The organism is Legionella fairfieldensis ATCC 49588, from assembly GCF_000621525.1.
In the GTDB taxonomy this organism is placed as follows: domain Bacteria; phylum Pseudomonadota; class Gammaproteobacteria; order Legionellales; family Legionellaceae; genus Tatlockia; species Tatlockia fairfieldensis.
Map to the genome: position 1 here is coordinate 131,533 of NZ_KK211299.1, position 18,206 is coordinate 149,738.

Consider the following 18,206-nt stretch of genomic DNA (forward strand, 5'->3'; position numbering starts at 1 on the left):
TAATCGGTATATAATAAGTGCGTTTTTTTATTATGTTTTACGAGGATGTGAATGACACAAGAGATATTGGCGTCAGCAACGATTATTGCGCAGGAACTTAAAGTCAAGGTTTCGCAGGTGGAGACGGCGATTCGTTTACTGGATGAAGGAGCAACGGTTCCTTTTATTGCACGTTACCGTAAAGAAGCGACAGAGGGACTTGATGACTCTCAATTACGGCAACTCGCTGAGCGTTTGTATTATATCCGGGAATTGAATGAACGAAGGGCGGTGGTATTGCAATCCATTCGTGAACAGGAGAAATTAACTCCAGAGCTTGAGAAAGCAATACTGGGCGCTGAAAATAAAACACGGTTAGAGGATTTATATTTACCCTACAGGCCCAAGCGCCGGACAAAGGCGCAACTTGCCAGAGAGGCGGGCCTTGAGCCTTTGGCACTGGCCTTATGGCAGGACCCGACTTTGGAGCCTGATGCGTATGCTCGGCAATTTCTTAATGTCGAAGCAGGTATAGAGGATACAAAAGCAGCGCTTGAAGGTGCGCGTCAGATTTTAATGGAGCGTTTTGCAGAAGATGCAGAGCTTCTTAATGAGTTACGGGAATATCTGTGGCAGCATGCTGTTTTAAGAGCAACAGGGCCTCATTCTGGCGATAAAAAAACAACGAGTAAATTTGCTGATTATTTTGATTATGCGGAAGCAATTAAAAAAATTCCTTCTCATCGGGCATTAGCTCTGTTTCGGGGGCGTCGTGAAAGTGTATTACAATTAACTTTAACGCTTGATGATGCAAGTTATGGGGAGCGGCGAGTTGCTTCCTATTTTAAGATCCACGATGAAAAACGGGCTGCGGATGGCTGGTTAATCGATACTGTGCGTATGACCTGGAAAATTAAATTATTTACCAAGCTGGAACTGGAATTATTAACCCGTTTACGTGAAGCAGCGGACGAAGAAGCAATTCATGTATTTGCCCGTAACTTGCGTGATTTATTGTTGGCAGCCCCTGCTGGCCCACAGGTTATTATGGGACTTGATCCGGGTATTCGTACAGGAGTAAAAGTAGTTGCCGTAGATATCACGGGAAAACTGCTGGATTATACAACCATTTTTCCTTTCGCTCCTCAGAATGAGTGGCACCAGGCTATCGGTGAGCTTGCCAAGATAGCAGCAAGGCATCAGGTTAATTTATTCAGTATAGGAAATGGTACCGGCTCACGCGAAACAGAACGTCTGGTTACCGACTTGATGAAAACCTATCCCGATCTTAAACTGGCTAAAATTGTTGTTAATGAAGCGGGGGCATCAGTTTATTCCGCTTCTGAATTAGCAGCCAATGAGTTTCCCGATTTGGATGTCACCTTGCGTGGCGCGGTTTCTATTGCCAGACGTTTGCAGGACCCTTTGGCCGAATTGGTGAAAATTGAACCGAAAGCAATTGGAGTGGGCCAATATCAGCATGATGTCAATCAGGCTCGTTTGGCACGTAGCCTGGATGGCGTGGTCGAAGACTGCGTGAATGCGGTAGGTGTCGATGTTAATACGGCATCTGTGGCATTATTAACACGCGTTTCAGGTCTTAACGAAACACTCGCTAAAAATTTGGTTCAATACCGGGATCAACATGGTGTATTTACAAACCGTGAGCAGTTAAAAAATATTGCGCGAATGGGTGAGAAAACATTTCAGCAAGCGGCTGGTTTTCTACGGATTATAAAAGGTGAGAACCCTCTCGATGCTTCTGCTGTCCATCCTGAAGCGTATCCACTGGTTAAAAAAATAGTTGCTGATCAGCAAGTAGATTTACAGCAAATTATTGGTAATCGTAAATTACTGCAAACTATCAATGCAGAACACTATGTCGATAACGATTATGGTTTACCTACAATTCGTGACATTCTGCGAGAATTGGAAAAACCGGGTCGTGATCCACGCCCTGAATTTAAGACAGCAAGTTTTAAAGAAGGGGTCGAAGATATTTCTCATCTTCATGAGGGGATGATCCTTGAAGGCGTGGTATCGAATGTGACCAATTTCGGCGCTTTTGTTGATATTGGTGTTCATCAGGATGGCCTCGTTCACATTTCTGCGATGACTAATCGTTTTATTAATGATCCGCATAAGATTGTTAAGGCAGGTCAAATTATTACTGTGAAAGTAGTGGAAGTGGATAAGGAACGTCGTCGTATTGGCTTAAGTATGATATTGACGGAAGAAAAACCGGCTATTGTACAGAAGAAAATAGTTAAGCCCGTACCGCAGCAAACAACAAAAAATCCACAGACGGTCAAAAAGCAGGCGTCTCATAAAATATCAGCGCCAAACAAGAAGCCAATAGCCACTAAAAAAACGGTATTTAACACGGCCATGGCAGATGCTTTAGCTAAATTAAAACGAGCCTCGGATGAATAAACCTCGCGGAGAAATAACCATCCAGACATTAGCGATGCCAGCGGATACTAATGCAAATGGTGATATTTTTGGCGGTTGGTTAGTATCGCAAATGGACTTGGCAGCAGGAGTGCTCGCCAAAAAAGTGTCGCACGGTCGAGCAGCAACAGTAGCGATTAATAGCATGTCTTTTTTAAGGCCGGTTCATGTGGGAGATGTTATCAGTTGTCATGTTGACCTCGTCAAGCGGGGTAAAACTTCAATGACCATTGCTGTTGAGGTGTGGGCAGAGCCTTCTACCAGTGGGAATAAGTATCGAGTAACAGAAGGAACTTTTGTTTTTGTTGCTATTGATGAGTACGGAAAGCCAAGACAGGTACCTGATAAAATATGACTGTTAATCTGACTAGCTTGCAAGGCTGGATAGCGGATATGGCCGTTTTGATCGACCATAACGCGGAGCTGGATCCTCAGCATTATGCTCCTTTTTTACAAGAGCCAGAACTGGGGTTACGTCTTGTCGATTTGCTTGTCGCAATCAATGACGAGGTTGATGAAGAACATGCGTACTATTCAGCATGTGTGTTTGCTCTGGATATTTGTGTTGCCCAATTGCAGGCAGCCCAGGAGAATGGCAGTAAACCGGCCTCTAAATTATTAAATCAACTAATGGCCAATATAGCGCAGCATATTAATAAGAAGCAGCATCCTCTTGGTTTTTGGCTACCAGTTCTCAATGCTTTTTATGAAGTGCACGTTGAATTATCATCGGAATTAAAGGCAGCCTATCTGGAATTGGCCGCAGAAGAAGACGAGTCATCGTCTGAGGATAATATCGATCATATAGAAGCCATTCGAGCGTTGATTGATGATTTATCGGATTTATCCATTTTTGATATTGCAGAAAATTTCTTTGCCCAAAGTTATGCAATGCCTGCTGATTTTTTTGCGGATTTAATTATTGATTTATACAGTATTGAAGAAGGACGGGACATTGCTCTTCTTACTTTGTTGCATCCTAAGCAGGAAGTACGCGAGATTGTGATTGCCACTTTTGCACAACTCATACCACGAATTATGCTCAGTTCAATTTCATTATCGCGATTGCAAGCTATTAAAAACTGGTATCCTGCAACTTATCATGAGCAATTTAATCATTGGTTAAAGAGTCAGCGAAAGAAAGGAGTTGTGTACAGTGGTGAAAATCCGATGCCTTCCATTCGAATTAAAGCGAGCGAAATAGATGGAAGTGGCGCTCAAGGTATTTTTATTCATATAAAGCAAGGCAGAAAACACCGCCTTTGTGGATTATTATTTAAACAGGATCTCGGCATTAAAGATGCTTGGCTTACTCCGGAAATACCTGCTGATGAAATGGCCAAATATTACGATGAAGCATTTGATGGCAGTGTTTCCTTGCGTGAAATTGATATGCCTTACCTTATCAGAATGACTGAGCATTTTTTAGCGGTAACGATTGAACGCAACGAAATCCCCGATTTGCATTTGTTAGAGATTCAGGAACTGCTCGGTTTGCATTTTCAGCCGAAGTTGATTGATGTACCTTATTTAATTGAGCAGTTAGGCGTGCAAATAACGCCATTTACTCCCGAATTAATACAATCAGCATTTAAACGCGCCAAATCCTGGTCTAAAAATAAACGTTTTACTGAATCCTGGTATGTCGAAAATGCTCATATTGATAAATTGGTTAATCGATGTTGCAGGTTTGATCAAGGTGTAAGAATTTGTATTTTAGAAGAAGCAATGGCGTTAGTTTTTGCTGAGGAATTTGAAGGGCAACGTGAGAAATGGCTTTTTCATTTTCTTTGGACGGCACTATGGTTAAAAGCAAAGACACGAAAAAATGAAAAAACATGGCAGGATAGTTTTTTAATAGCTTATGCTATACAAGCAGGTTATCCATTAGAAACAATACCTGTTATGCATAAAATTTGCCACCAAACCGTAATTAATAGTGTCGAAACAATGAATGAGCGTCGCACTCATTTAAATAAAGAATAAATTAACCAATGAGAGAAACGAATTTCTCTCATTATGTTGCCTCGCTAGAAGTAGATCCTAGAGGTCTACATCTCGTACATCTTTCTTATGACAACAACCAGCAAACAGATTATAAAGCCAGGCAACAAGTACCCCGCCTATAAAAGCATCAATAAAGCCGATTAATCCTCCGATGAGACTACCAGAAACGGAAGGCTCATAACCGATGTATAGCGACCCCATTGCAGCCACAAACGTTTTACCATAAGCATAATAAGTAGCAATCAGTCCCATCAGCAAAGTAGAGATACCCCAGATGACACCAAGTGCCAAGCCTAAGGCTAATGGATGTAATTTACATTGAACCACAATAGTCTCCTTGTGAGTATTCCTCTAGTTTATTATAGACTAGCTAAAAGGGGCTGAAATTTTATAGGCTCAATCAATATGAGAGCCTATCAGAAATAAGAGTATTCTCTCTAATAAGGTTTAGGTGAGAGTTCACTGTTTTGTTGCTTCTGCTCAGCCATTTCCCATTGTAAAAGCGTTTTTGCAGAGGCACCTTTTGGATTTTTTTGTGCTCGTAGTTCGAGCCTTTTTTTTGCGGTTTCAAAATCGGGGTGATCTTTAAAAGGAGAGTGTAAACGAAACGAAAAAAAGCTGGCTTCCTGCTGGTAAAGTTTTTTTAATTGTTGAACTTTGAGCCAATCTCCATTGTAGCTTTGTAGTCCTATTTTAAACATAACCGGAGCCTTTGGCCCTGGCTGTAATAAGCCATTTTTATCTTCCACCACCCACTCCTCATCCAGCAAGACAGTTTTAGTTCTTTCGCCTGTACCTCCTGATCGCCCATAAGCATGGTGAATAATGTCCCTCGATGTCTTTATTGGTTTATTTGCCCACCCTCTTTTTCTAAAAAATGAAAAGCTTTCCTGATGGAATTTTTTCTGATAATTCTCAATAAAACCGTCAAATCCATTCGCTATGGCGGTTCTCCGATTATAGTGACTATACATTTTAAGTTGTTGATCCAGGTCCCATGGATAAATTATATTGTGAGGGGTTATATTAGGATTGATGGTATTTAATACTGTTGCCACAGAAGTCACACAATTGTTGCCGAGTAATTTATATTTTTTATTACTAAAATACTCGGCTTGTTTTTGAGCTTTTTGATATACATTCCATGTTTCGTCATTGCAAGTATCCGGTATTTCTACGTGCAGTGCTCTATGTAGACCATAAGTATGGACAGTAATGGTCATCCCTTGTTCTTGATAGACAGATTGTCTGATGGGAAATTTGTAATATTTTTTGCATCTATTATGCAGATGTTGGGTCAGTTCCTTGTCTTTAGAAAAAAAACGACCACCGGGTCCGCCATAATTAAGAAAAAAATGCACAAACATCTCCTAATAATATACCAAGTGTATTTTAATAATAATAAATAAGTATTAAGTGGATATTAATTTTAAGCAGATAATACCTCTAATTTAAGCACCCTTTACAAAAATTCGCACCAGGATCGGTATTAGAGTGCACATAAGAGCCAGAATATAGACATAAATGCACTTAATAAAATGATAATTATTTATGTGTATAATTTGTTCAATTTAAGTGATTATAGGTTATTAATATGTTACCAAAAAATATAATAGTTGCTGCTGGATGGCATCAGTATAAGTGTGCTCAAAGGTTCGATCCTGACACCGTCATTACAATTGATATTAATTTGCAAGCAAATGCGGATTATAATTTTAATCTCTGCGATACAACGGGGAATTTGCCACATAATTATTTCGACCTTATTGTTGTGGAGTATATTTCTATGAATGAGGCGGGGTTTATTTCTTTGAAAGAAGATGTTCCCTCATTAAAAAACATGTTAATTAATATAAAAAAATTATTAAACAAAAATGGTGTATTAATTTACCTGGGAGAAGCCAGCGAACAAGTCCCTTTCCTTGCAAAAGAAACAGGTTTTACTAATACGCTCTTACCTGATTCCCGTGATGGTGTAATAGCAACAATAGGTAACTTTAATTACTCACACATTTATTTCCAGTTAGATCCAGAACTCGTTAAGTATGTCTTTAAAAAAATAAAGAATGGACGATCAGGATTGCTTTATAAATCTGATCAAATTCTTCAAAATAGTATCGATAATTTTAATAAAAATTTATCGAATAAGATAAAAAAATATGAAGATGAAATATTATATTGTTCATTATATTCTTCTCATATAAAATTACTTCGTTTAATTGAATTATATATTTTTCGAGCTAAAAATGCGATTGAGGAAAAAGATTTTTATAACGCTATTACAGATTTAGAAAAAGCATACAAATTGAATACCGAGAAAATTCTTCCCTATCCAACTTTATGGATTACTTCAGCCCGTATTTTGAAAATATTGATTAAAAGTTATATTGAACTTAATAATACCGATAAAGCGAATGAACTTTTTTCCTTATTAGTTCAATTATATGAACAAAATTCTGATCCTTTTAATATTGACCCTTCCGTACCTGATACTTACTGTGATGAAAATTCAGGATTACATCATTATGAAAATTTAACAGAGTTAAGTAAGCTTTTAGGGCGTTCAGGAGACTATGAAAAATTTAAATTTCTCCAGATAATATTTACAATATATGTGATAGTGGAAAATGATCATTATCCTCTAAGCGGAGAAGAAATTTCAACAAAGCTTAATAAGGGCGGGTATTCACTATCTGATTTATATTCGTTTGTCGAAAGAGAATATGATCTGTTAGTCGAAAAGAAGACAGAAGAGAACGCTTGGTATATTGACAAAGCGCTGGAAACATTAACGCATATACATGATATTGCTTTAGAATTTGAAAGGAGTAAGACCCCAGTAGCTACAGAAATCAGCACCAATTTAATTGATCACGGCTTGCAAACCAAACCTTTAGACAACATCAATGATAATCATCAAACTAACGATGTTTTCCTGGATATTTCCAGCGTGCAGGAATTGACTAATTTAAGTGAAGATAAGTTCATATCAAATGATAAAAGCAATGTAACTCACGACGCGCTTTTTAACGAAAATCGTGAGAGAAAAGGTGAGAAAAGAAAACTTGATCCTGCTTCCCTTTCTTTAAAAGAAAATATTGATTATAGTTTTTTTTCTCAATACACCACACACAGTTTAGATCCACATGAGGCGAAGAGAAGCAAAAACACGAATCAGACAGGTGGTCTAGCTCCGGTAACGTCTTTGGACTAAGCATATAGTTATTGCTTCATAAGTGAGGGGAATAAAGACTTTGTCTTGTAATAATCTTAACTTATTGTGGATAAGTTTGCTTCATGTGCGATTCGCCCCAGAAAAAAAGAGAGCATTTTAACATAACCTGTTGATTTTATTTTTATTTTTATATTTTACTCCTGATAATTTAATCCACAAAAACTGTGGATAATGTTGTGGATTTTTGGCTAAATGTTTGAAAAAACTGAAGCTTGGCTTTGCACTGATTTACACTAGAGCAATTTAAGGACTAAGACCAATACAGTAACACCCAAAAAGTCCAGGTTCGTCCAATAAAAGCCTTCAGTGACTTTGAGTCAGTAGTTCTCTTGCATGAGATCGCGTTTGTTCCGTAACGGTCAACCCTCCTAACATACGAGCGAGTTCGTCAATTTTCTCTTCGCTGGTTAAGGATAGAATTCGGGAATAGGTTTGCTCACCATCGGAGTATTTTTCTACCACAAAATGATGGTGGGCACAGGAAGCGACCTGAGGCTGGTGAGTTACACAAAATACTTGCAGGCGCTCTCCCAGTTTGCGTAATAATTGACCTACTAATGCGGCGGTAGCCCCTCCAATACCTACATCGACTTCATCAAAAAGAAGGGTGGGGGTGGCGCCACGTTGTGCAGTGATCATCTGAATGGCAAGACTAATGCGCGAAAGCTCTCCGCCTGACGCAATTTTGGTTAATGCATCAGGGGTAGTACCTGGATTAGTGCAAACTTTGTATTCCACTTTATCTAAACCGTGTGGTTGCATTTTTTCTAACGGGGTCATTTCAATTTCGACATACCCTGAAGGCATGCCTAATTGGCGGATAATTTGTGATATTTCCTCAGCTAATTTTCGGGCGTGGAATTGTCTTGATTGCCGTAGTTTTAATGCAGCGGCCTCAAAAGCCTGTTTTTGCTGATTATATTGTTGTTGCAAACAGGCTTGTCTGCTTTCCGAGTTTTCCAGCGCTTCTAATTCACTCTGTAAATGATCAACATAGTTTGGTAATTGGCTGGCGTCAACATGATATTTACGAGCCGCATGATGGAGCACACTAATCCGTTGTTCAACTTCTTGCAGGCGTTGCGGGTCTAAATAGACCTGTTCTGAAAATCTGCGCATTTCATCGGAGGCTTCCTCACACTGAATAAGAGCACCATTAATCAGCTCAGACGCTGTTTTAACAGCGGGATTTTCTTGTGGCAGAGCCTGCAAGGAATGCAGAACTTGATTAAGTCCTTGACAAATTGCCGGTTCATCATCATTAAGTAAATATTGAATACGTTGCGCGTGCTGCAAATAATCGTGAGCATGATGAAGCAACTGATGCTCTTCATGCAGCGTTTGCATTTCATTGTCTTGCAAGTCCAGTGCAGTCAGTTCGTCAATTTGAAAACGGAGTAATTCGATTTTATCCGTTTGTTTATGCTGATTTAACAAATTATCCAGTTCCTGCTTTATTTTCTGGCATTGTTTATAAAGAGCGGTTACTTCAGTTAATAATTCAGAATGATTGGCGTATTGATCCAATTGTTGTCGATGAGCAGGATGCAACATTAACGTTTGATGTTGATGTTGTCCATGAATATGAACGAGCATTTCGCTGAGTTCTTTTACTTTTTGGAGTGGAAAAGGCTGTCCATTGATGTAAGATTTGGAACGTCCCTCTACGTAGAGCACACGCCGGAGAAGAATTTCTCCATCCATGCAATGAATATCATGTTCCAACAGCCATTGAGCTGGCTCTGAGAGTTCATCAATCTGAAAGCAGGCGCTGATATCACACCGTTCTTCACCGCTGCGAATAACGGAGGCATCAGCCCGACCTCCCAAAGCAAGCATTAACGCATCAATCATAATGGATTTTCCTGCTCCTGTTTCCCCCGTAAAAGCGGTCATACCTTGAGTGAAATCAAGATCCAGGTGTTTAACAATCGCGAAATTTTCAATGCGCAAGGTGGTCAGCATGATTTATCCTTGATGTTTGGATTCCCAGCCTAGTTTAATTCGTAATGTATCATAATAATGGTAGTCATGGGGATGCAGCAAACGCAGTTGCTGAGCATTCTTTTCGATGGATACCAGTTGGCCTGCTTTTACCAGACGTGATTCATGACCGTCACAACTGACTCGTAAATCGTTTTCGTTGCTCTCGCTGATTTTTAAATCAATTTTAACCTGGCCATCAACCACAAGAGGACGAGAGCTTAAACTATGTGTAAACATGGGCACCAGGACAATAGCATTAAGTTGCGGATGCATAATGGGTCCTCCAGCCGATAAAGCGTAGGCGGTGGAGCCGGTCGGCGTAGCAAGAATGAGTCCATCTGAACGATAATGACAAACGAATTGCTGATTGATAATCACATCGAACTCAATCAAATGAGTCTCATTCCCTCGGCTTAAAACAACATCGTTAAGCGCATCGCCGTGAAAGTAGGTTGTTTTATCATCATGAATGCGGGTATGTAATAGAAAACGTCTTTCCTCCTGATACTCACCTGCCAGAACTGCGGTAAGCTGGTTTTCTATATTTTGAGGTGAAATATCGGTTAAAAAACCAAGACGTCCCCGATTAATGCCAATTACGGGCACATTCATTCTGATTGCCATACGAGCCGCAGAAAGAAGGCTGCCATCGCCCCCGACAACGACAATCAAGTCCTGTTCTTTCATTGCATCTCGATCAAGAACAGGCAAATTAATTTCAAAGTTTTCTGCGGTGTCTTTATCAAGAAAAGCACTGATATTTTGATTTTGCAAAAAATCGACCAAACGATGTAAAGTTTCTGTGACATCATCGTTAGCACGATGTTGGCGTGCATACAAAATTATACGATTGAATTTTGGTTTCATATCTGGCCAATGGTAAGTGAGTTGTTGTTGCAAACTCAGGTTGACAATTAAGAAAGCGGTTATTGTATCGTATTATTTTTTTGCACAAAACAGTTCTTTTCAATCATGATTATTTTATTGACAGTTCGCATGGGTGTCATTAGACTGGGCCGTGAAATTCACCGGGGGTGCTTTGGATTTGAAAAAAATCAGGCTGAGAAATACCCTTAAACCTGCTCGAGGTAATGCTTGCGGAGGGAGAGTGAACGCTGTTGATTTTGCCATTTCCCCCGTCTCCTGTAATTTGATGACGAGAGAACTTATGACTTTATTTTGTCGAACCAATACCCTGACAGAACCGTTTCGTGGAACACGTTTTGTTTCTACCAATCAGAAAAGTGCTGGCATTCTTGCTCGAATAATTTCTCACCCTTTTAATCAAGGTCTTTATCGAGGAACACTTTCTTCTCGAGTCTTTCAATTGTATTTACAGCAAGACAGATTATATCTGCGTGATTTTTCCAGGGCGCTTAGACTAACTGCGCAGCGGTTTACGAACGAGAGACATGCACAGCAATTTTACCAGCTTGCTGATAATATGGTGGAGAGTGAACGTAAGGTTAATTTGCATTATTTAAATCAATTTCATCCCGCTTCTTTTTTTGAGCATGGCTTGATGATACAGCGCGCCATCCCTGTGATTACTAACTATACAGCACATCTTCTTGAAACTGTCGAACAAGAACCTCTTGAAGTCGCTGTTGCCAGTCTTGTGCCTTGTTTCTGGATTTATTATGAGTTGGGGAAGCAAATGACGATGGCAGGGTGTAAGCAGGATAACCCCTATCGCAAATGGATTGCCACTTATTCCGGGGAACGATTTACCGCATCCACTCAGGCGCTTGTTCAGACTATGACAGAATTAAATGAACCGGTTGAGTGCGATCTGTTATCGCAAAAAATCAGTCATTCTTTTTTACAATCAATGAGGTTCGAATTAGGTTTTTTTGATGCAGTTTACCCCAGTACTCCATTAGTGCAGCCCGAACCTGCACAATTAAACATTGCTTGATTTGATCAAGGAAATAACCGGGTTGTTTACGGCTTCTCCTTATCTTCATTGTCTGATTAATCGCTGGTTCAATCCTTGCAACTGGACGTTTTCAGTAGAGCGATAAGGGTTGATGTCTAATCCTCCGCGTCTTGTATACCGTCCATAAACACTGAGTTTTTCGGGCTTGCAACGAGTCAGAATATCCATAAAAATGCGCTCAATGCATTGTTCATGAAATTCATTGTGATTACGAAAAGAAACCAGATATTTTAACAAGCCTTCCCGATTGATTTGTGGACCGACGTAGCTAATTTGCACGCTCCCCCAATCGGGTTGATGGGTTACCAGGCAGTTGGATTTCAATAAATCAGAATACAAAATTTCTTCGACCTTATTTTCTTTCACAGAGAGATAATCCGGTTCAACAAGGTACACGGAGCATGTGACATCCAGATCATCAATGCACTCGCCTGTAGGTGCCGTTTGAATCAGGGTAAATTCTTTTTCTTTTAAAGACAGAATTCTTACCCGGGCATTTCCACCCAGGCGTAAACTCAAATCTCGCTCGATAGTCTGTTTTATTGCCTCACTATTTTTAAATGGAGTGTTATTGAATGAATTAAAATAAAGTTTTAATGATTTTGACTCAATTAAACAGGGGGTCGCGCAATCATAAATAATTTCAGCCATAGCAATAACAGGTTTGCCTTTTTCATTGAGCCAGGAAACTTCATAATGATTCCAGCAATCAAAGCCATAAAAAGGAAGTTGACAGGGGTTAATGCCAATTTCCTTGCGTTTGATGGCACGGGCAATAGGGAATAATCGCTCAGGATTATAATGCGTATCGTAACTCGATGACTGCCCGAGTTCGAGCTGTTCGGTCCCCGTACGATGTATTTTTTCTAACATGGCAATACTATCTCCCAATAGCGAGAACAAAATCGGTTTGATATGATTTGACGCCGAAGCTCATTGGATTATTCATACTTCACGTTTTTTGAGTCGCACTAATTATAATATCATCGCGTCTATTGTCGACTTTTAGTTAATTGCCTGATTACAGGAATGGTTTCAGGTTTGTAATCATGCCAGATAAAAAATGATTCTGCTGCCTGCTCCACCAGCATGCCTAACCCATCCACTGCTTGCTTGCCATGATAATTGGCCCATTGTATAAACGAAGTAGGATTTTTTAAACAATACGTAAGATCGTAGCAAAAAGTCGCAGGACGTAAGATAACAGAGGGTAGAGGTAATTTTTCCTTGCTTGAATCAGTAGCAGTGGCATTAATAATTAAATCATAACTAGTGATTAATTCGGCGAGCGGTACACATTTCACGGTGCTATAATCAGCCTGTAAATGATGCAGTTTTTCTGCCGTGCGATTCGTAATAGTCAGTTGAGTAATCCCTGAAGCGAGTAACGGATCAATAATTCCTCGCGCAGCACCTCCTGCTCCCAATAAAAGAACCTCTTGATTTTTAAGATCGAAATAGCGAGACAAATCTTTTATGAATCCGACCCCATCAGTATTGTCTCCATAGACTTGCCCTGCACTCAACCATAAAGTATTTGCAGCTTTGGCTCGCGCGCAACGGGTGGTCACTGAATCTGTCAGAGTGAAAGCACGTTGTTTAAAAGGCGAGGTAATATTCAAGCCTTTTCCTCCTTCTGCAAAAAAAGAGGAGACTTGCGATTCAAATTGCTGGTTATCCATTTGCAGTTTATCGTAATGAAGCTCAATGCCTGCCTGGGCTGCAAAATACTGATGAATAAGAGGGGATAAACTATGATCAACGGGATTACCCATTACCGCGAAACGTTTTATCATAATTAGTCCTCTCTCATTTCTGAAGGCTCTAAATCCGGCAGATCAGGGTAGCAAACTTTTCTCTACTACCTCCTGTAGATCGCGTGACAAATCAAGTGTTGTCAGTTGTTTTAATTGTTGCTTTATTAGCGTTTGTCTGTTGGTGTCAAAGCGCCGCCAGCGGGTGAATGGCGTTGCTAATCGTGCAGCAATTTGTGAATTAATCTTATCTACTTTTGCTATATTATCGCCCAGGAAAGCATAGCCACTGCCGTCTGCGGCATGAAAATGGCGAGGATTAGCGTGACAAAAAGCGCCTATTACCGCCCTTACTTTATTGGGATTTTTCATGGTAAATGCTGGATGTTGTAACAAGGTTTTCACCCGGGCTAAAGTATGAGGTAATTCGCTACTTGCCTGAATGGCAAACCATTTCTCCACCACAAGATCTTCTTGCGACCATTGACGATAAAAACTGTCGATGGCCTGTTCACGGGCAACATCGTGAGAGCAATTCGCCAAAGCAGAAAAACTGGCAATTTGATCCGTCATGGTATGTGCTTTAATAAATTGCTCCTGACAAACAGTTAAACAAACGGCTTCATCTGCTTTCATCATTAACCACAGACAAACATTTCGCAAACTTCTTTTTCCATAAGCATTGGCATGCATACGATGATCTTCTTGTTGCCATAAAGTCTGATAAGTTTTCTGTAATAGCGGAAAAAGCTGTCTGCCCAGTTCTGCACGAAAGAAATCACGAGTCTGCTCTACAATATCGACATCAACAACGGTTAAAGTTGCTGCAACCTCTTCAAAACCAGGCGGTATTAACAGTTCAGCCCGTAGTGCATAATCAAGAGATTCATCCTCAAGAACATGCTGAAATGCCGTTATTAATTCAGCAGGTATATGCCACTTGTTACGCGGGGTTTTAAAATAATCAGCAAAACAATTGTGGATTAAACGTTGGGCTACGTCCCATTTTGCATACCCGTTTGACTCAAAACGCAACAACGCCAGTAATTCGTCCTGACTTATTGGATAATGTAATTTAACTGGTGCCGAGAAATCTCGCAGCAACGAAACAATGGGTTTAGTCGCTATATTGGTAAAACTGAAAGTTTGCTGCTTTTCACGTAATTCAAGCACTTCTCGCTCGAGTGACAGCGGGTGGCCATCCGCAGTAAATAGAGCAACGCGTATCGGAATGTGAAACGGTTTTTTGTTTTGACATTCGGGTGTAGGAGGACAGGACTGGTTCATGGTTAAAGTCAGACAGCCATCCTTATAATCGCTGGTAACCTTGACCTCTGGTGTTCCTGCCTGACTATACCATCGTTTGAACTGAGTCAAATCAACCGAATTGGCATCCTCCATAGATGCTACAAAATCATCGATGGTTACTGCCTGTCCATCATGACGCTGAAAATACAAGTCCATGCCGCGGCGAAAACCTGCTTCGCCCAACAAGGTATGCTGCATGCGAATGACTTCGGCCCCTTTGTTATAAATGGTTGCCGTATAAAAGTTATTAATCTCCTGATAAGATTCGGGCCTGACCGGGTGCGCGAGGCTGCCAGCGTCCTCTGGAAACTGACTGCTACGTAATATTTTGACATCCACAATGCGGTTCACATCGCGAGAATTCATATCTCGTGAAAATTCCTGATCGCGAAATACAGTCAATCCTTCTTTTAAACTTAATTGAAACCAATCACGGCAGGTTACACGATTCCCAGTCCAATTATGGAAATATTCATGCCCTACCACGTCTTCAATATCTTCATAATCATCATCTGTCGCTGTATCAGGTCTGGCCAGAATATATTTGGAATTAAAAATATTTAACCCCTTATTTTCCATCGCCCCCATATTAAAATCACTGACGGCAACGATCATGAAAATATCCAGGTCGTATTCCCGCCCGTACATTTCTTCATCCCAACGCATTGCTTTTTTTAAAGACGTCATGGCATGCTCGCATTTGTCTTCATTACCTGGTTCCACGTAAATGTGCAAATCGACTGTTCGGCCTGAACAGGTAATGAACTGATCACGCACGCAAGCCAAATCTCCGGCAACCAACGCGAACAAATAGGATGGTTTTTTAAAAGGGTCTTCCCATTGCACCCAGTGACGACCCTCTGGTAAATCGCCTGAATCAATTAAATTGCCATTGGAAAGCAGAACCGGGTATTTCGTTTTATCAGCGGCAATACGGGTGGTATAGGTTGCTAATACATCTGGCCTGTCCGGGTAAAAAGTAATGCGACGAAAACCTTCTGCTTCGCATTGCGTGCAGAATAAATGATTGGTACGGTAAAGACCGGATAGTTGCGTATTATCCTGAGGTTTTATGCGCGTAATCACTTCCATATTGAATTCATCAGGACATTCAGAGATGATTAAATCGCCATCTTCTAAACGATAAGCGTTCTCTTTAAGAGGCTCTCCATTCATTCGGATACCGACAAGTTCCACCTCATCACCATATAAACATAGATTGCCCGGATGCTGGCGTTGCAATTGCATGCGATTGATTACCAAGGCATGATCATCATGAAGATCAAAATCAAGGGCTACTGCCTTTACTGTAAAAACAGGGGGTTGATAATCTTTAAGATAAATCGTTTTGTTTGGCATGAACTTTGCTCCGATTATGAAAACTTATAAATAGTTATTAAATTAATGATAGGGTTGCTCTATACTAAAGTTAGGAAGATAGTGTCTCGCTTTTATCGGCGAAATGCAAAAAACGAGAAAAGCGTTTTCCCACCCGGGAAATAAGTAAAGGGGATGATTTATGAATACACAGGAATTCCTGTCAGGTTACACAAAACGCTTCGTTGACAATAAGGCTGAAGAAATGAGCCTTGATGAATATCTTGAACTGTGTCGCACGGACCCTTCCGCGTATGCCAACCCGGCTGAGCGTTTATTAATGGCTATCGGGGAACCTGAGATGATTGATACGCGACACGAACCCGTTTTATCGCGTCTTTTCTCAAACAAAATTATTCCTCGTTATACTGTTTTCAAAGAATTTTTCGGGCTTGAAGAACCTATTGAACAAATTGTTGGTTTTTTAAAACACGCAGCCCAAGGTCTGGAAGAAACAAAACAGGTGCTTTACTTGTTAGGACCAGTTGGGGGAGGTAAATCATCGCTGGCAGAAAAATTAAAAGATCTGATGGAAAAGGTTCCTTTTTATGCAATCAAAGGATCGCCGGTATTTGATTCACCGCTTTCATTATTTGATCCAGAAGAAGATGGTGATCTTCTTCTGGAACGTTTCGGCATCCCTAAACGTCATTTGCGCTATGTCATGTCTCCCTGGGCTATTAAACGGTTACAGGAATTCAATGGTGACATTAGCCAATTTCGGGTTATTAAGGTCAAACCTTCCCGAATGAAGCAAATTGCTGTTGCCAAAACAGAGCCTGGTGATGAAAATAACCAGGATATTTCATCGCTGGTAGGCAAGGTTGATATCCGCAAACTGGAGGAATTTTCACAGGATGATCCTGATGCATACAGTTATTCTGGCGGCCTGTGTCGTGCCAACCGCGGATTACTCGAATTCGTTGAAATGTTTAAAGCGCCTATCAAAGTGCTCCATCCGTTATTAACGGCAACACAGGAGGGGAACTATAACGCGACCGAAGGTTTATCCGCCTTGCCTTTTGAAGGGATTATTGTCGCACACTCCAATGAATCAGAATGGCAGACTTTTCGCAATAATAAAAACAATGAAGCATTCATCGATCGTATTAATATCGTTAAAGTGCCTTACTGTCTGCGTGTGTCCGAGGAGTTGCGTATCTATCAGAAACTGCTTGATAACAGCTCGCTTAAGGATGCCCCTTGCGCCCCCGGCACGTTGGAAATGCTGGCTCAGTTTTCAGTATTAACTCGCTTGAAAGAACCACAAAATTCCAGTATTTATTCAAAAATGCGCGTTTATAATGGTGAATCTTTAAAAGATACTGACCCTAAAGCAAAATCGTATCAGGAATATCGTGATTTTGCCGGCGTTGATGAAGGGATGAGTGGTATTTCTACCCGTTTTGCCTTTAAGATTTTATCAAAAGTATTTAATTTTGATCACTCTGAAGTCGCCGCTAATCCCGTCCATCTGCTGTATGTTCTTGAGCGGCAGATTGAGCAGGAACAATTTCCTCAGGAACTTCATGAAAAATATCTCACTTTTCTCAAAGAACATTTGACTTCGAAATACGTCGAGCTAATCGGGAAGGAAATTCAGACTGCGTATCTGGAGTCGTATTCAGAATACGGACAAAATATATTTGATCGTTATATTACCTATGCTGATTTTTGGATTCAGGATCAAGATTATCGCGATCCCGATACTGGTGAAATCTTCGACCGCGGTTCACTCAATCTGGAACTTGAAAAAATAGAAAAACCAGCAGGAATTTCCAATCCCAAGGATTTCCGTAATGAGGTTGTTAACTTTGTACTGAGAGCCAGAGCTAATAACCAGGGGAAAAATCCAGTCTGGAATAGCTATGAAAAATTAAAATCAGTGATTGAGAAAAAAATGTTTACTAATACGGAAGATCTGTTGCCTGTTATTTCTTTCAATGCGAAAGCATCTGAAGATGACAAGAAAAAACATGAAGAATTTATCTCTCGTATGATAGAAAAAGGTTATACAAGAAAACAGGTTCGTTTGTTGTGTGAATGGTACTTACGAGTAAGAAAATCGCAATAAAAGTAACCTGGTTGAATTGGCGGCTTGGAGGCAGACCTGCATCAATACTAATTTGGGGGTTCTTAAGCCGCATTTAATGCCGCACTAAAAAGGATT

13 protein-coding genes and 1 riboswitch are annotated in these 18,206 nt (G+C 40.4%); of the genes, 6 read left to right on the forward strand and 7 right to left on the reverse strand.

Features of this window, described 5'->3' with window-relative positions; translation table 11 throughout:
- The first annotated feature begins 51 nt into the window (after positions 1–51).
- From T345_RS0111485 to T345_RS0111495, 3 genes are read left to right on the forward strand one after another with little or no spacing between them, the layout of a single operon-like run.
- Positions 52–2,412: a Tex family protein gene (locus T345_RS0111485; RefSeq protein WP_028389464.1), complete on the forward strand. Its 2,361-nt coding sequence runs from the start codon at positions 52–54 to the stop codon at positions 2,410–2,412.
- Positions 2,405–2,785 (forward strand): acyl-CoA thioester hydrolase YciA, encoded by a 381-nt coding sequence (gene yciA / locus T345_RS0111490; protein WP_028389465.1) that lies wholly within the window; start codon positions 2,405–2,407, stop codon positions 2,783–2,785. The genes T345_RS0111485 and yciA overlap by 8 nt, the downstream gene beginning before the upstream one ends.
- Positions 2,782–4,416, forward strand: coding sequence for a hypothetical protein (locus T345_RS0111495; protein ID WP_028389466.1), 1,635 nt, complete (start codon positions 2,782–2,784; stop codon positions 4,414–4,416). Before yciA ends, T345_RS0111495 begins: the two co-directional genes overlap by 4 nt.
- 57 nt (positions 4,417–4,473) lie before the next feature.
- Here the strand turns inward: T345_RS0111495 and T345_RS0111500 are convergent, their stop codons facing one another.
- Positions 4,474–4,764, reverse strand: a complete 291-nt coding sequence (locus T345_RS0111500) for a bacteriophage holin (RefSeq protein ID WP_035918972.1) — start codon at positions 4,762–4,764, stop codon at positions 4,474–4,476.
- A 110-nt stretch (positions 4,765–4,874) separates the two neighbouring features.
- Complete coding sequence (locus tag T345_RS0111505) at positions 4,875–5,798, reverse strand: hypothetical protein (protein ID WP_131777670.1); 924 nt, start codon at positions 5,796–5,798, stop codon at positions 4,875–4,877.
- 233 nt (positions 5,799–6,031) lie between these two features.
- On the opposite strand from T345_RS0111505, the gene T345_RS0111510 reads away from it, so the two are divergent.
- Positions 6,032–7,651 (forward strand): hypothetical protein, encoded by a 1,620-nt coding sequence (locus T345_RS0111510; RefSeq protein ID WP_028389469.1) that lies wholly within the window; start codon positions 6,032–6,034, stop codon positions 7,649–7,651.
- 324 nt (positions 7,652–7,975) lie between these two features.
- Here the strand turns inward: T345_RS0111510 and recN are convergent, their stop codons facing one another.
- Both recN and T345_RS0111520 read right to left on the reverse strand, forming a co-directional pair.
- Complete coding sequence (recN, locus tag T345_RS0111515; protein ID WP_028389470.1) at positions 7,976–9,637, reverse strand: DNA repair protein RecN; 1,662 nt, start codon at positions 9,635–9,637, stop codon at positions 7,976–7,978.
- A 3-nt stretch (positions 9,638–9,640) separates the two neighbouring features.
- Positions 9,641–10,525, reverse strand: coding sequence for an NAD(+) kinase (locus T345_RS0111520; RefSeq protein ID WP_028389471.1), 885 nt, complete (start codon positions 10,523–10,525; stop codon positions 9,641–9,643).
- A gap of 153 nt (positions 10,526–10,678) precedes the next feature.
- Positions 10,679–10,782, forward strand: a riboswitch (TPP riboswitch).
- Here T345_RS0111520 and T345_RS0111525 point away from each other — a divergent pair.
- Positions 10,767–11,576, forward strand: a complete 810-nt coding sequence (locus tag T345_RS0111525; RefSeq protein WP_156935645.1) for a TenA family protein — start codon at positions 10,767–10,769, stop codon at positions 11,574–11,576. It overlaps the preceding riboswitch by 16 nt.
- Positions 11,577–11,621: 45 nt before the next feature.
- Here the strand turns inward: T345_RS0111525 and queF are convergent, their stop codons facing one another.
- The 3 genes from queF to pepN form a co-directional block, all read right to left on the reverse strand.
- Positions 11,622–12,470, reverse strand: coding sequence for an NADPH-dependent 7-cyano-7-deazaguanine reductase QueF (gene queF, locus T345_RS0111530; protein ID WP_035918976.1), 849 nt, complete (start codon positions 12,468–12,470; stop codon positions 11,622–11,624).
- 119 nt (positions 12,471–12,589) lie between these two features.
- Positions 12,590–13,393, reverse strand: coding sequence for a shikimate dehydrogenase (gene aroE, locus T345_RS0111535; RefSeq protein ID WP_028389474.1), 804 nt, complete (start codon positions 13,391–13,393; stop codon positions 12,590–12,592).
- 42 nt (positions 13,394–13,435) lie between these two features.
- Positions 13,436–16,018, reverse strand: coding sequence for an aminopeptidase N (pepN, locus tag T345_RS0111540; protein ID WP_028389475.1), 2,583 nt, complete (start codon positions 16,016–16,018; stop codon positions 13,436–13,438).
- Between the two features lie 160 nt (positions 16,019–16,178).
- On the opposite strand from pepN, the gene T345_RS0111545 reads away from it, so the two are divergent.
- The gene (locus T345_RS0111545; protein WP_028389476.1) at positions 16,179–18,110 is read left to right on the forward strand and encodes a PrkA family serine protein kinase; all 1,932 of its coding nucleotides are present in this window, start codon (positions 16,179–16,181) and stop codon (positions 18,108–18,110) included.
- The last annotated feature ends 96 nt before the right edge of the window (positions 18,111–18,206 follow it).